This is a genomic window from Curtobacterium sp. 8I-2 (assembly GCF_902506155.1).
GTDB lineage: Bacteria > Actinomycetota > Actinomycetes > Actinomycetales > Microbacteriaceae > Curtobacterium > Curtobacterium poinsettiae.
On the sequence record NZ_LR732827.1, the window covers coordinates 1054443 to 1068637 of the forward strand.

Sequence of the window (14195 nt, forward strand, 5' to 3'; positions counted from 1 at the left end):
CGCAGGCCCTCGGCTCAGCCCACGACGAGCGTTCGTGGCGATCGGGTCCGCGCAAGGGTGACCAGGAGCGCGCCGTAGGCGACCAGGGCAGGCACCAGCATCCACGCTCCGGTCGGGACCATCGCGTAGACGACGAAGAACGCGAGGTAGACGACGAGGTTGATCGCGAGCGTCACCTGCGAAGCCCAGGTCCACATCGCTTTCGTGACGGTGTCGCCCTGGTCCTGGAACGACGAGTTCAGCCACGCCCGCGACGTCCCCGAGAGCCAGCTCGCTCCGTACCCGAGGAGGAAGAACGCGGCGACCGCCGTCACCACCGTGGTGACCTCCGACGGTCTCGCCAACGCGACCGCTGAGACCGCCAGGAAGCCTGCGGCCAGCGCCACTGCTGAGATCGACGTGGGCACACGGTCGTTCCCGGGGGACAGGTCCTGAGCGCGACCACGGCGCAGGTTACTGAGCAGCACGACGAGGCCGCCGCATCCGTAGGCGGCGAGCATCCATCCGTACGCGGCTTCACCGAGCTTCACGACCTCGAACACGAGCGGCGTCTCGATGATGTTGAGGACCGCGCCCGCGATGAGCAGGAGCATCCACAGCCGTGTGTAGGGCTGTCGCCAGGCCCACAGATCGGACCCTTCCACGCGAACGAGGGCGGCGAACCCCGGCAAGCGGAACCAGCTCCCCGTGCGCAGTTCGGTCGCCGTCCTCCCGCCATGATCGCGAGCCGCTCGCAACGCACGTCCGACACCGCCGTGAGCCCACATGGCTGCTCCGACGCCGACGAACATCAGCGCATTCAGGAGCAGCAACCACGTCGGCCCGATCACTGGGAGCAGTGAACCTCCCACGGCCGGCGCGACGGCGAGGGTCACTGCCGACGTCGCGCTCACCGAGCGGAGCACCACCGGACGCTCAGTGGCAGTGACCGACGAGCTCACGAGCGACAGCAGGAGCGGATTCGCAACCGCACGGACGATCATGCTCGACCCCGCGTACACGTAGACCACCCACAGGTGCTCGACGAAGAACGCCGCGCCGACCGTCATCACGGCCAGGGTGACCTGGCAACCGATCCACGCCGTGCGGACGCTCTCGATCGGAACAGCTCGAGCGATGTGACCGGCGACGAGCAGTGCCGGGACCGTCTGCGCCAGGAACAGCCCCGCGCTCGCGGTCGACCCGGCCTGGGTCTGCACGTAGACGATCAGCGCCAGGTAGGTGAACCAGTTCCCGATCCCGTACGTCAGCGACACGAGGGGGAAGAAGACGCGCAGGGGCATCGCTCTCCTCCTCACCTCCGCCGAGCCCCGCAGCCGCCGCCGACGTCCCAGCCGGCGTTGGGGCACCTCGGGTTGAGACGACAGTAGGACGCCTGCTCGCGCCTTCCCATGAGGGAGTGGAAAGGGAACCACCCAAGCGGTGCCGACGGCGCTGATGCGTTGTCGGACCGACCACACGACGGTCTGGAGGCGCGTGGCGGCGCCGCCACGCGCCTCCAGGCCGTCATCCGGTCACGTCGGGGGCGCGCCGGCGCGTCCCTAGGGTGGTGGGATGCGATCGCTCACCAAGCTCGATGACTGGAGCAGGTCCGACGTCGACGCCGTCTTCGACCTGGCCGACGACTACCGCGACGGCCGAGGGCCCGCGACGGCGGGCTCCGCGGTGATGTTCTTCCCGTCCACGAGCCTGCGGACCCGGGTCACGTTCGAACGGGGCGCGTCCCTGATGGGCCTGCAGCCGATCGTGTTCCCCGACACCACGCTGGACAAGCCAGAAGCGTTGACGGACGTCGCGCAGTACCTGGCTGCGTGGGCTGACATCCTCGTCGTGCGCCATCACGACCTCGCCGTCGTCGAGGGTCTGGCCGCAGCAGCGGCACTGCCCGTGGTGAACGCGATGACCGACGAGAACCACCCCTGCGAGGTGCTGTCGGACCTGTACGCGCTGCGGCAGCGAGGCGACATCTCGTCGCTCCGATACCTGTTCGTGGGTGCTGACGGCAACATCGCTCGGGCGTGGCAGGAAGCGGCTCGGGTCCTGCAGCTCGATCTGGTCCAGTGCTGCCCCGCCGAGCTCGCCTCCCCGGGTGCCGTGTGGACGGACGACCTGGAGACCGCCGTCCGGTCGGCGGACGTGATCCTCACCGACGGCCCCGGTCAGCACGCCCGAGCCCTCGAACCGTTCCGGATCACCGCGGCCCTGCTCGACCTCGCGCCGACAGGGGTGCTGCTCGACCCGTGTCCACCCTTCGTGCGCGGTCGGGAGTTCAGCACCGATGCGCTCGAACACCCTGCCTTCGTCGGGCACGCCTTCAAGGCCGCGCTGCTGCCGGTCCAGCAAGCCGTCATGGCACACTGCCTCGAACTGCCGTCCGCGACGCCGTAGGTTGGCGGCGTGAAGCCGAAGCCGAAGCCTGTCCGACGCAACCCGTGCTGGGCCGTCGCGCTCGTGTACCTGTTCGGGGGCGTGCTCGCGCTCGTCGCCGGTCGGATGCTCCCCTGGCAGGACCAGGACCGTCAGGACCCCGACTACTGATGCACGCGGCCGTCATGGCCGTGTCGGCATCGGGCCGGTTGGGCGGGACAACCCGCCGGTGCGGCCGTCGGACTCGCGTCCGGCTCAACATCGGCTACCGGGCCAACCCGCGTTCGTAGAGGCTGGAAGCGAGTTGGCGCCCGCCGTCGAGGGAGGTCACCGTCACATCGCGAACGTGCCGGAACCCGAGCTGGTCGTAGAAGCGCCGCAAACCCGCGTTGTCCGTCGCGCAGTCGAGACGAACGCAGGCAGCCCCACGGTCGGCAGCTCGTGCCTCGACCCACGCCAGCAGTCGTTGCCCGAGCCTGCTGCCCCGGTGCGTCTGAGCAACAGCCAGCCGGTGCACGTACACCGCGGGACTGCTGTCCGCTCCCCATGTCTCCGGGTCGGAGTCGGACACCGTGACCATCGCCACGATCACCTGGTCCTGGCGCACCACGAAGAGACGCCCCTGCTCTGCGTCGCGCAGGAGAACGGCGTCGGGAACTGGGTCCTGCCACTGGTCGATCCCTCGCGCGCGGAGCCACTGCCGTGCGCCGTCGATGAGCGCCTGAGCCGCGGAGACATCCGCGGACGTGGCTGTTTCGACCGTCAGTACGTCTCGATCCATGGAACGACGCTACGGGAGCGGCCTCGCCGGAGAGGTGCTGAAGCGCCGCGCGCTCGTGGTCTGATGGCGATAGTTGCTCGAGGTGCAGATCGCACCTGCAAGGTTGTGCTTCGTATTGATATGCAGCACTCTGGCTGGGTTCGCCGTGATCTCGGCGACGACGCGTGGAGGAAGAACATGACGAAGGCCGCTCAACGGGGACGAGCGATGAGCACGCCACGATTCGGGCTCTCGGTGCGCAGAGCCACCACCGTCGCCCTGATGATGGCGACCATCGGTGCCGCCTTGCTCGCGATCGACAACCTGCTCGGATTCGTCAGTGCACACCTCATCGCGGCGAGCTTCGTCACGACCGTCGCGGTGGTCTCCGTGTCGGCCGGGGTGGGAGCCGCTGCGGGCGCCGCGTTCACTCGCGACGGGGCACGCGCACTCCTCGCCGTCGCCGTCGTCGGTTTCGTGGCCGCGCTGTCACCAGCGACCGAGAGCCATATGTGGCTCCCCGTGTCGATCGCGATGCAGGCCCTCGTCCCGTTGGCGTTCGCCGCGGGCGGGTTGCTCGCCCTCCACAGCCAGCGGGAGTTCGCCGCGGTTCGAGCCCTGACGGTGATGCTCCTGGGGCTCGCCGCCGCCTGGATCGTCACTGCGTTCGTCCCGGTGGCGCTCGTGGCGTTCTTGGTCGTGCAGGCGGGCACACTGCTCGTCGCGGCCGTCCTCAGCCTGGAATCCGTTCTTCGCCGGGTCCGGGGTCTTGCGCGTGAGCTGTGGTCGAGCGCGGAGGTGCGTTGAGGGGTCGGCTCACGGCTCCGCTTGACCGCGATGTCGGTGGGCCGCGATGCGCCTTCGACGTGGTTCGGATACGAACCTGCGCCGTGTGATCCACCTGCGGTAGAAAGATGGCGTCGTCTCGCGGGTCGACGACGTGCAGGGCTGAGAGGGAGCGCGTGGTGGCACGTCAGAACAGGACCTCGTCCCGATCGTCCACAGCGCCTGCGCCACACCACGTCAGACGAACCGTCGCAGCCGGTCTGGCGATCGCGGTGTCTGCGGCAGCCCTGATCGGCATCGATGTGATCGCCGGGTCGGCTGCCGGGTCGACCACCTCGACGGTGACGGTCACCCAGGTCACCGCGACGACGACCGTCACCTCGACCGGCACCGCCGTTCGCACCACCCTCAAGGTCAAGAACACCGCCTCGGTGCGGAAGCCGGCCTCCTCCGCGTGGCTGTACCTGTCCGCCGGCGCCAAGAAGTACACGCTCGGCCGGGTCGCGGTGAAGGCGCTCTCCGCTGGTTCGAGCACCTCGGTCACCGCAGTGCGCGGGACCCCTTCCCGTACCGCGGCCGGCAACTACTCCGTCCTCGCCTGCGCCGGTGCGTACTCGGCGAAGCAGTGCCGCACGTCGACCGCGACCGTCACCACCAAGCCGACGACCCGCGCGCGTCCGGAGACGGGCGTGATGCTCGACGTCGCTCGCGCCTACTACCCCGTGGCGCTGATCAAGCGGTACATCGACCTGCTCGCCGACGACGGTGGGCGCTTCCTGCACCTGCACCTCACCGATGACCAGAACGTCGGGATCGAGAGCACGGTGCTCGGCCAGACCCTCGCCAACGCTGATCTCGACGACGGCGTGTACACGAGCCGCGTGACCCATCGTCCGTTCCTGAGCGTCGCGCAGGCACGCACGATCTCCGACTACGCAGCGAGGCGGGCTGTCGCGATCGTGCCCGAGATCGACACTCCGGGCCACATGGCTGCGGCATTCGCCCTGCTCGAGGCACAGCACGGCACGAAGTGGGTCGACCGCATCCGTTCGGGCGAGAACGAACTCGACACGTCGACGCCCGGGAGCCTCGCGCTGGCGAAGAAGCTGTACGCAGAGGTGCAGCGGACCTTCCCCGCCAGCCGAACCGTGCACATCGGCGGTGATGAGTGGGGCGACGACGTCTCGGCCGCCGAACGGGTCGCGTGGATGAACGCGATGGCGGCCGCGCTCGGCAACCGCGAGGTGTGGGCCTGGAACGACGGGATCGATCGGGTCGCGGTCGGGCGACTGGACCCGCGCATCCACGTCACGTACTGGAGCTTCGACGGCGACACTGAGGACGCAGCCGAGCGGCGCGAACGCCGAGCGCGACGGGCGAGTGCGGTCGACCTGCAGCAGGCCGGGATCGACTTGCTCAACTACAACTCCTACTACCTGTACGAGGTGCCGACCGACCTCGACCCGGCCGACAGCGAGTACACCGTGGCCGACCTCCGCGAGAACTGGTCACTCCGGACGTGGGACGGCGACTCCGGTTCGGCGCTCGCTGCTCCGATGTCGGGCGCCGCCGTCGCGATCTGGGGTGAGGACCTCGAGGACCCGCCATCTGACGCGCTCCTGCGGTGGAGCGCACCGCACGTGACGGCGATGATCGAGACCGCAGCCTCCTGACGGACGCGTGTCGTGCCTCCAGGCCGATCGCCGGACCCGCCGGACCCGCCGGACGCGCCGCCTGCCTACCCGAGCGGCTCGACGCCGTAGCTGGTGACCACCGCACGCAACTCGTCCAGGTACGCCTGCGCCTGCACGGTCAGGGGAACCGAGGCGTGCGCGATCCAGCCGATCTCGATGCGTTCGTCGACGTCGAGGGGGATGGCGACGATCTCGGGGTCGAGATCGTCGCTGATGAGTCCGGTGGAGATCGTGTACCCGCCCAGGCCGATCATGAGGTTGAAGATCGTCGCTCGGTCCGAGACGCGGATCTCCCGCTTGCTCGACATCGTCGACAGGATCTCCTCCGCCAGGTAGAAGGAGTTGTTCGCGCCCTGGTCGAACGTGAGCCGAGGCAGGTCGGCGAGGTCCTCGAGGGTCGCACGCTCCCGTGACGCGAGCGGGTTCCGCCGGGCCACGAAGATGTGCGGCTGCGCGACGAAGAGCGGTGTGAACACGACCCCGGCGTCCCGCAGCAGCTTGCCGAGCACCTGCTTGTTGAAGTCGTTGCGGTAGAGGATGCCCACCTCGCTGCGCAGGGTGCGGACGTCCTCGATGATGTCCCAGGTGCGCGTCTCACGCAGCGAGAACTCGTACTCGTCCGCAGCCGCCGCTTCGACCATCCGGACGAAGGCCTCCACCGCGAACGAGTAGTGCTGGGCGGACACCCCGAGCAGCCGACGCGACCGCTGGCCGCCGACGTACCGCTGCTCGAGCAGGGAGACCTGCTCGACGACCTGCCGGGCGTACCCGAGGAACTCGACGCCGTCGACGGTGAGCACGACCCCTCGGGCCGACCGGGTGAACAGCGGGCGCCCGATCCGCGTCTCCAGGTCCTTCATCGCCGCGGACATCGTCGGCTGCGACACGTAGAGCAGGTCGGCCGCGGCGCTGATCGAGCCCTCCGTCGCGACCTCGATGAAGTACCGGAGCTGCTGCAGGGTGATGTCGTTCGAGACCCGGGCCATAGGCCGAGGCTATACCGGTGCATAGCGTCTCGGTATTACCTGATGGCTCACCATTCCCGCCATGATCGATGCATCCTTCCCACCGCGCCCACGGGCCGCTCGACGAACAGATTGCCGACCATGGCGAACGACCTCACCTTCAGCATCACCCGGACCCGGTTCGACGAGGACTACTCCCCCGCCGACAGCTCCCGGCTGACCACGAACTTCGCCAACCTGGCGCGCGGCGAGCACCGTCAGCAGAACCTCCGCGCTGCGCTGGCGATGATCGACGGGCGAGCGAACGAGCTGGCCGCGGCGCACGACCGCTACCGTCTGCAGCTCGACATCGTCTCGGTAGCGCTGGAGTTCTCCGACGGTGGTTCGGACGCGCAGTTCCCGTTGCTCGAGATGCTCGACGTCACGATCGTCGACGAGCACACCGGCGAGCGCCACCGCGGGATCCTCGGCAACAACTTCTCGTCGTACCTGCGCGACTACGACTTCTCGGTGCTGCTGCCGTCGTCGTCGCCGCTGCCGGCTGACTTCGGGGCGCTGCACGGGGCACTCTTCCAGCGCTTCCTGGAGTCCTCCGCGTTCCACTCGAATTTCAGTGCCGAGCCCGTCGTCTGCATCAGCGTCTCGACGAGCCAGACCTACCGCCGGAACGGGTACGTCCACCCCGTCCTCGGCGCCGAGTACGAGCACGAGCACTCTTCGCTCACCGACGACTACTTCGGCCGGATGGGCATGCGGGTCCGGTACTTCCAGCCCGCCGGGGCGGCTGCCCCGCTCGCGTTCTACACGCGCGGCGACCTGACCGACGACTACACGAACCTCCAGCTCATCGGCACGATCGCCACCATGGAGACCTTCCAGAAGATCTACCGCCCGGAGGTCTACGCCGCGAACACCCCGGCCGGCAGCACCTACCGCCCCACCCTCGACCACACCGACTTCACGCCGACCCCGGTGACGTACGACCGCGAGGAGCGCAACCGCCTCGGGATCACGCAGGGCCGGTGGACCGAGGAACACCTGGTGCGGCCGCACCACGCACGCCTCGCCCGGTGGGCTGCCCCCGCCCTCGCGCGCTGACTTCCTCTGCCCTTCGACTGACTGGACCATCACACCCATGCGTTCTCTCCTCCCCACCTCGATCGTCGGCAGCCTGCCGAAACCGTCCTGGCTCGCCGAGCCCGAACGGCTCTGGTCCCCCTGGGAGCTGCAGGGTGCGGCACTGACCGAGGGCAAGCAGGACGCCCTCCGGTCCGCCGTCCACGAGCAGGAGCGCCGTGGCATCGACATCGTCAGCGACGGCGAGCAGACCCGCCAGCACTTCGTCACGACGTTCATCGAGCACCTGGACGGCGTCGACCTGGAGCGCAAGGAGACCGTCCGCATCCGCGACCGCTACGACGCAGCCGTCCCGACCGTCGTCGGTGCCGTCAGCCGTCGGGCGCCCGTCTTCGTCGAGGACGCGAAGTTCCTGCGGGCTCAGACCGATCGCCCCATCAAGTGGGCGCTCCCCGGCCCGATGACGATGATCGACACGCTGTCCGACCAGCACTACAAGAGCCGCGAGAAGCTGGCGGGGGAGTTCGCCACGATCCTCAACCAAGAGGCCCGGGAACTGCAGGATGCCGGCGTCGACATCATCCAGTTCGACGAGCCCGCCTTCACGGTCTTCCACGACGAGGTGCAGGACTGGGGCGTGGCCGCGCTCGAGCGTGCAGCCGAGGGCCTGCGCGCTGAGACCGTCGTGCACATCTGTTACGGCTACGGCATCGAGGCGAACAACAAGTGGAAGGAGACCCTCGGCGCGGAGTGGCGGCAGTACGAGCAGTCCTTCCCGCTGCTGCAGCAGTCGTCGATCGACATCGTCTCGCTCGAGTGCATCCACTCGCACGTTCCGCTTGAACTCGTCGAGCTGATCCGCGGCAAGAAGGTCATGCTCGGGGCGATCGACGTGGCGACCGAGACCGTGGAGACCCCGGAAGAGGTCGCGGAGGTGCTGCGTCGGGCGCTCGAGTTCGTCGATGCGGACAAGCTCATCCCGAGCTCCAACTGCGGGATGGCACCCCTGGCGCGGGGCGCGGCGCTGGACAAGCTCGGTGCGCTGTCCGCGGGAGCGGACATCGTCCGGGCTGAGCTCGTCGGCGCGGCGGTCCCGTCGGGGCGCTGACCACTGCGAGACACCACGGCGGCTCTCTTCCGGAAGGAGGCGGGCCGCCGTTCGTGTTGCGTCCACCGCGTGCGCGGCTTTCGGTCCGGCCTGGAGGCGCGGCTGCGGTTGCGCCGACGAGGCACGTTGGCACCGGGGTGCCGACCACGGCAGGGCGTCTCTCCGTCACCATCGGCGCTCGGGTCCTGACCGCCCACCAGGGGGACGGCGTCTGCGAAGCGTCAGACTCGGGGCGTTGACTACGTTCATGATCACCAAGGGCGTCATCCACAAGGTCGAGAGTGCGACTGTCCGGGATCGCAACGGCGTATCAGTCGGCAAGGTCGTGCAGGTGTTCCCCTCCGAGGAGGACGGCAGTGCGGCCTACGTCTGTGTCGCGACCGGACTGCTCGGGCGACACCAGGCGCTCGTCCCCGCCGACGACGCCACGTTCGACGGCACGGACGTGCACGTCGGGTACACGAAGGACGCGATCAAGGACGCGCCGTCCCTCGGAGCCGGACGCACCTTGTCCCCCGCCGAGGCGAACGCCGTCCGCAAACACTTCGGGCTGTCCCACACCGGCGCTGCAACCGGGGACATGGGCGACCCACACGAGAACCTCGACCAGGCCGGGACAGGTCTTGCGGGCGCAGACGACACCGAGGGCGCAGGGACGACCCCGCCGGCCTGAACGCCACTGGGGTGAACGGCGCCGAGACCATGGCTATCGCCCACACCAAGCAAGGCAGCGGCCAGTCCTCTGGCGAGCGCGTGTTCCCTCGATGATGCGCGCTCCTCTGAGCGTGGCCGACGCGGGTTTCTCGGAGGAGCATGCCCGTCTTCGTCCGACGGGCTCCGCGGCCATCACACACGCGCAGCACCGCGATGAGGCTGTTGCGAACCCCCACCTCGTCGCAGCGTGGTCACGTGTCATGGGAAGTCACCCTCCGACACACATCGACACACCCCTTCTCGCGGGCGTTCGGCGATGCCACAGTCTCGCGATGGCACACATCTGGACGGGGCCGTCCGGTGCCACACCACGCCACAGGTAGCAACCCAGACCACGAAGGAGTCCTCGTGACGATCAGCAACCAGACCGCCGACAGCACGATCGACGAGGGCGCAGACGACGAGCTCCTCGCCCGCTTCCGACCGATCTTCGACCGCATCGCTGCCGGCGCCTCCGAGCGCGAACGCGACCACCGCCTCCCGTTCGACGAGATCCGCGAACTGGCCGCCGCAGGATTCGGCGCCGTCCGCGTCCCCGTCGCCCACGGCGGAGCCGGGGCGACCCTGCCCCAGCTGTTCCGCCTGCTGACCGAACTCGCCGCCGCTGACAGCAACATCCCCCAGGCGCTCCGCGGCCACTTCGCACTGGTGGAGGATCGGTTGGTCGCCCGGACCGGGGAACGCGAGGGGTGGCTGGACCGCTTCGGCCGCGGTGAGATCGCCGGCAACTCGTGGACGGAAGTCGGGTCAGTGCAGGTCGGCGATGTGGTCACGAAGGTGACCCCGCATCCGGACGGGACGTTCCGGATCACCGGGCAGAAGTACTACTCGACCGGCAGCATCTTCGCCGACTGGATCGACACCTACGCCGAGCGCACGGACACCGGCGAGCGGGTCATCGCGATCGTCGACGCGCACCAGCCCGGGGTCACGCACACCGATGACTGGGACGGGTTCGGGCAGCGCACCACCGGCTCCGGTACCAGCACCTTCGACGACGCCGTCGTGCAGGCCGACGCGGTGATCCCCTTCAACGAGCGGTTCAAGTACCAGACGGCGTTCTACCAGGGCGTGCTGTTGAGCGTCCTCGCCGGGTCCGTGCTCGCAGCCGAACGGGAGATCGCGCGCGAGGTCCGCAACCGCACCCGCGTCTTCTCGCACGGCAACGCCGACACGTTCGCGGCCGATCCGCAGATCCTCCAGGTCGTCGGTGAGGTGTCGGCGGCCGGGTTCGCCGCCACCGCGATTATCGACCGGGCCGCCGCAGCCCTGCAGGGTGCGTACGAGGGAGCGGGGCTCGACACAGCCGAGGACGAGCGCCGCAACGACCGCGCCGAACTCGCGACCGCGCAGGCGCAGGTCGCGCTGACCACGCTGGCGACGACGGCGACCTCGCACCTGTTCGACGCGCTCGCGGCGTCCGGGGTGAGCACGACGAAGAACCTCGACCGGCACTGGCGGAACGCTCGCACCGCAGGCAGCCACAACCCGTGGGTGTTCAAGGCGCGGATCATCGGTGACCACGCGGTCAACGGTGCCGAACCGCCGCGCGTCTGGGCGATCGGTGCGACCCGCACGTCGTGACGCCTGCACCGGAAGCTGGCCGCGTGACTGCACGCGATCTCGTGACACACGACGGACGGGAGGCGCGGTGCCAGCTGGCACCGCGCCTCCTGTCCCGCACACGGTCGCGGACACGCGACGGTGGCGTCGCCACCCTCTACATGTCGTCGATGAGACGGAGCGTGTACCCGTCGGGGACCGTCTGGTGTTCGACGTAGTGCATGAACACCGGCGCAGCCTGGTCAGCCGTGAACAGCTCGGCAGGATGCCGCGGCTCGTGCGCCGCCTGCACGTCGATGGTCTCCGTGAGCGGTTCGGTGAGATCGTGATCACGGCCGACGATGGAGAAGCGGTACTCACCGTCGTCCTCACGGCGGCGCAGCTCCACGCTCATCTTCTCCGCGGTGCCACCGGCCTGCAGGTACGAGTCGCCGTACTCGTCGATGACCGCCTGCGGGCCGGCGCGCCAGGTCTGGTCGTCGATCGGCGCGGAGAAGACGAGCCACGCGAAGTGGTCGTCGTTGTCGAGAAGGCCGAGGCTACGTCGCACCTGGTCCGGGAGCGGTCGGAACGTGTCGTTCAGCACACTGCTGACCGACCCGTTGGTTTTCGTGATGATCAAGGCGGGCTCCTCCACGTGCTCGTCGGCGACAGAGGTGATCGTGATCCGCGCTCCTCTGAGCGTGGCACACGTGGGTTCGTCGGGGCATCACACCCCCCCTGGTCCGACGTTGGCAGCTCGCGGTTCGGCGCTCGCCGAACGGACCATGGCGTCGACGAACGAGATGCCCGCTCGGCCCAGGCTGCGACCGCACGTCCCGAGCCGCGGACCGTCGCTGGACGACTCAGTGGGGCCTGTCGAACGATTTGAGCTCCTGCGGGACTGCGGACACCGAACCGCGTACTCGGATCGGCATCGGGACGAGCTGTTCACCGACGGTCAAGTCCGGGTCAAGGAGGATGCGGACCGCCAGGGCCCCCATCTCCTCGTACGGCAGCGCCGCGGTGGTCAGGGTCGGTTCGAGGTACAACGCGATGTCGTCGTCGTCGAAGGAAACGACTGAGACGTCCTCGGAGACCCGGAGTCCCGCTTCGGTCAGGGCGCGGTAGACACCGAAGGCGAGCCGGTCGTTCAGGGCGATCACCGCTCCAGGGCGACGGCCGCTGGCGAGCAGGCCCCGCATGGCTTCGTAGCCGTGGTCGGGATCCCACTCGGGCATGTCGATCTCACTGATCGGCACGACGTCGTGGGCCGCGAGGGCCGCCGATATCCCGGCGAGGCGCCGTTCGATCGCGCGGGTGGTCCAAGCCGGGCGGACGGACCGATCGCGGCCGATGATGACGACGTCCTCGGTGTGGCCGGCGTCGAGCAGGAGCCGCACGATCGACTCGCCGCCGGCGTGCTCATCGGCGAGGACGGTGGCGGTCGGACGGGATGCGACTGCGTTGAGCATGACGACGGGGATGTCCGCGTTGATCTCAGGGAGTTCGACGGCGTGCGGTCGGATCGAAGCGTAGATGAGCCCGTCCACCTGGTGGTCGACGAGCACACCGAACGACGAGACGATCCCGGCCTGCTGGTCCTCGGTCTCGGTGATGAAGAGGACGTATCCCTGGCGCTTCGCCTCGGCGAGGGCGCCGCGGATCATGCCCGACCCGAACCGGTCAGTCGTGATGGCCTCGGAGACGAGTCCGATGACACCGGACCGGCGAGTGGTGAGTGACCGTGCAGTGAGGTTCGGTCGGTAACCGAGTTCACCCGCTGCGGCACGGATGCGGGCTGCGGCGTCGACGGAGACGCGCGATGCCGGGTGGGAGTTGAGCACCTGCGAGACGGCTGCCTTGGACAGCCCGACGCGAGCGGCGACGTCGGAGAGCGTCACTCGACGGGCGCTCATCTCGACCTCGTCGTCATTGTTCGCACCTCTCCAGCATACGGGCTTGACAGACCGTGGTGAACCGGTACACCATACGTGATTAACCGGTTCACCATGGCGGTGGACCCCTCGATGATGAGTGGTGGAACCCCGTGCACGACCTTCCCTCGACCGACGGCCAACGCCGCTTCCGGGCAACGGTGCTCCCGTGCTGAGGCTCCCCGACCACTGGGTGTGGGACTTCTGGTTCGCCGACGACGGCGACCGCCACCACGTGTTCTTCCTCCACGCACCGCGGTCACTCGGCGACGAGCACCGTCGACACCGTGCAGCCCGCATCGGTCATGCCGTCTCCGACGACCTCGTCGACTGGGCGATCCTGGACGGACCGTTCGGGCCCGGTCCCGACAACGCGTTCGACGGGACGACGACCTGGACCGGGAGCGTCGTGCGCGGCCAGGACGACCGCTGGCGGATGTTCTACACCGGCACACGGTTCCTCGAGGACGAGCCCGTCCACACCAACATCGAGACGGTCGGGGTCGCCGTGTCCGACGACCTCGTCACCTGGCAGAAGCTGCCCGGCCCTGTGACGCGCTCCGACCCCCGCTGGTACGAGACCCTCGGCAACGACCCCGACGTCGACGGCGCACTCTTCCCGGAAGAGGCCTGGCGCGACCCGTGGGTCCACGAGGACCCCTCTGGCGGCCTCTGGCACATGCTCGTCACCGCCCGCTCCACCGAGGGAGCGCTCGACGACCGCGGAGTCATCGGACACGCGACGTCCACCGACCTCGAGCGCTGGGAGGTACAGCCACCGCTGACCTCACCCGGATCGGGCTTCGTCCACCTCGAGGTACCGCAGGTCGTGCAGGTCGACGGCGCCTGGTTCCTGGTGTTCTCCTGCCCCGCTGACGCCCTCAGCACGGCCAATCCACGCGCCGACGAGACACCGGGCACCTGGTCGGTCCCGATCGACGGGCCCTTCGGTCCGTTCGACGTGACGGATGCCGAGCCGCTGACCGACGTGACGTGCTACTCGGGCCGGATCGTCCGTCGTCGCGACGGCTCACCCGTCCTGATGACCTTCGCGAACGGCCGCGCCGGAGAACCCCTGCCCGGCTTCCTGCACGACCCGGTCGACGTGCACGTCGTCGACGGTCGGCTGGCCCTCCGTCCAGCGACGCCCACGGCCCAGACCCAGACCCAGACCCAGACCCAGACCCAACCCTGCCCCGCCGACAGCGGTACGGCCGCTCCCTGAGCGCCGTCCCACCGACCGAC

General features: G+C 68.9%; 14 protein-coding genes. 9 read left to right on the forward strand and 5 right to left on the reverse strand.

All coding sequences use genetic code 11. The features are described 5' to 3' along the window. Window positions 1-14: 14 nt before the first annotated feature. Window positions 15-1283, reverse strand: a complete 1269-nt coding sequence (locus BOSE127_RS08750) for an MFS transporter (protein WP_159556916.1) — start codon at window positions 1281-1283, stop codon at window positions 15-17. Between the two features lie 271 nt (window positions 1284-1554). Between BOSE127_RS08750 and BOSE127_RS08755 the strand changes: the two genes are divergently transcribed. Together BOSE127_RS08755 and BOSE127_RS08760 are read left to right on the forward strand one after the other, a co-directional pair. Continuing rightward, window positions 1555-2388 (forward strand): ornithine carbamoyltransferase, encoded by an 834-nt coding sequence (locus BOSE127_RS08755; protein ID WP_071251284.1) that lies wholly within the window; start codon window positions 1555-1557, stop codon window positions 2386-2388. Between the two features lie 9 nt (window positions 2389-2397). Continuing rightward, window positions 2398-2538, forward strand: coding sequence for a hypothetical protein (locus BOSE127_RS08760; protein ID WP_156463817.1), 141 nt, complete (start codon window positions 2398-2400; stop codon window positions 2536-2538). Between the two features lie 94 nt (window positions 2539-2632). Here BOSE127_RS08760 and BOSE127_RS08765 read toward each other — a convergent pair whose 3' ends face one another. Further along, window positions 2633-3148, reverse strand: a complete 516-nt coding sequence (locus tag BOSE127_RS08765; protein ID WP_159556918.1) for a GNAT family N-acetyltransferase — start codon at window positions 3146-3148, stop codon at window positions 2633-2635. 207 nt (window positions 3149-3355) lie between these two features. Between BOSE127_RS08765 and BOSE127_RS08770 the strand changes: the two genes are divergently transcribed. Then, the gene (locus BOSE127_RS08770) at window positions 3356-3934 is read left to right on the forward strand and encodes a hypothetical protein (protein ID WP_159556920.1); all 579 of its coding nucleotides are present in this window, start codon (window positions 3356-3358) and stop codon (window positions 3932-3934) included. A gap of 251 nt (window positions 3935-4185) precedes the next feature. Further along, entirely contained in the window at window positions 4186-5586 is a 1401-nt protein-coding gene (locus BOSE127_RS08775) for a family 20 glycosylhydrolase (RefSeq protein ID WP_159556922.1), read from the forward strand. Between the two features lie 65 nt (window positions 5587-5651). Here BOSE127_RS08775 and BOSE127_RS08780 read toward each other — a convergent pair whose 3' ends face one another. Next, window positions 5652-6593, reverse strand: a complete 942-nt coding sequence (locus tag BOSE127_RS08780; protein WP_056069929.1) for a LysR family transcriptional regulator — start codon at window positions 6591-6593, stop codon at window positions 5652-5654. A 120-nt stretch (window positions 6594-6713) separates the two neighbouring features. Here BOSE127_RS08780 and BOSE127_RS08785 point away from each other — a divergent pair, with 120 nt between their 5' ends. The 4 genes from BOSE127_RS08785 (at window position 6714) to BOSE127_RS08800 (ending at window position 11055) form a co-directional block, all read left to right on the forward strand. Beyond that, window positions 6714-7670: a putative oxygenase MesX gene (locus tag BOSE127_RS08785; protein ID WP_159556924.1), complete on the forward strand. Its 957-nt coding sequence runs from the start codon at window positions 6714-6716 to the stop codon at window positions 7668-7670. A 37-nt stretch (window positions 7671-7707) separates the two neighbouring features. Next, window positions 7708-8757 (forward strand): methionine synthase, encoded by a 1050-nt coding sequence (locus BOSE127_RS08790; RefSeq protein ID WP_159556926.1) that lies wholly within the window; start codon window positions 7708-7710, stop codon window positions 8755-8757. A gap of 235 nt (window positions 8758-8992) precedes the next feature. Then, complete coding sequence (locus tag BOSE127_RS08795) at window positions 8993-9430, forward strand: hypothetical protein (protein ID WP_159556928.1); 438 nt, start codon at window positions 8993-8995, stop codon at window positions 9428-9430. Between the two features lie 389 nt (window positions 9431-9819). Further along, complete coding sequence (locus BOSE127_RS08800) at window positions 9820-11055, forward strand: acyl-CoA dehydrogenase family protein (protein WP_017886887.1); 1236 nt, start codon at window positions 9820-9822, stop codon at window positions 11053-11055. Window positions 11056-11191: 136 nt separating this feature from the next. Here the strand turns inward: BOSE127_RS08800 and BOSE127_RS08805 are convergent, their stop codons facing one another. Then, on the reverse strand, window positions 11192-11656 hold the full coding sequence (locus tag BOSE127_RS08805) for a hypothetical protein (protein ID WP_152427235.1): 465 nt from the start codon (window positions 11654-11656) through the stop codon (window positions 11192-11194). Between the two features lie 223 nt (window positions 11657-11879). Then, complete coding sequence (locus BOSE127_RS08810; RefSeq protein ID WP_031259559.1) at window positions 11880-12932, reverse strand: LacI family DNA-binding transcriptional regulator; 1053 nt, start codon at window positions 12930-12932, stop codon at window positions 11880-11882. A 187-nt stretch (window positions 12933-13119) separates the two neighbouring features. Between BOSE127_RS08810 and BOSE127_RS08815 the strand changes: the two genes are divergently transcribed. Continuing rightward, window positions 13120-14175: a glycosyl hydrolase family 32 gene (locus BOSE127_RS08815; protein WP_159556932.1), complete on the forward strand. Its 1056-nt coding sequence runs from the start codon at window positions 13120-13122 to the stop codon at window positions 14173-14175. Window positions 14176-14195: the final 20 nt, after the last annotated feature.

Coding starts and splice junctions, on each gene's coding strand:
- BOSE127_RS08810 (WP_031259559.1), bottom strand. CDS start 12,932: ATGAGCGCCCGTCGAGTGACGCTCTCCGACGTCGCCGCTCGCGTCGGG.
- BOSE127_RS08770 (WP_159556920.1), top strand. CDS start 3,356: ATGAGCACGCCACGATTCGGGCTCTCGGTGCGCAGAGCCACCACCGTC.
- BOSE127_RS08790 (WP_159556926.1), top strand. CDS start 7,708: ATGCGTTCTCTCCTCCCCACCTCGATCGTCGGCAGCCTGCCGAAACCG.
- BOSE127_RS08780 (WP_056069929.1), bottom strand. CDS start 6,593: ATGGCCCGGGTCTCGAACGACATCACCCTGCAGCAGCTCCGGTACTTC.
- BOSE127_RS08755 (WP_071251284.1), top strand. CDS start 1,555: ATGCGATCGCTCACCAAGCTCGATGACTGGAGCAGGTCCGACGTCGAC.
- BOSE127_RS08785 (WP_159556924.1), top strand. CDS start 6,714: ATGGCGAACGACCTCACCTTCAGCATCACCCGGACCCGGTTCGACGAG.
- BOSE127_RS08750 (WP_159556916.1), bottom strand. CDS start 1,283: ATGCCCCTGCGCGTCTTCTTCCCCCTCGTGTCGCTGACGTACGGGATC.
- BOSE127_RS08765 (WP_159556918.1), bottom strand. CDS start 3,148: ATGGATCGAGACGTACTGACGGTCGAAACAGCCACGTCCGCGGATGTC.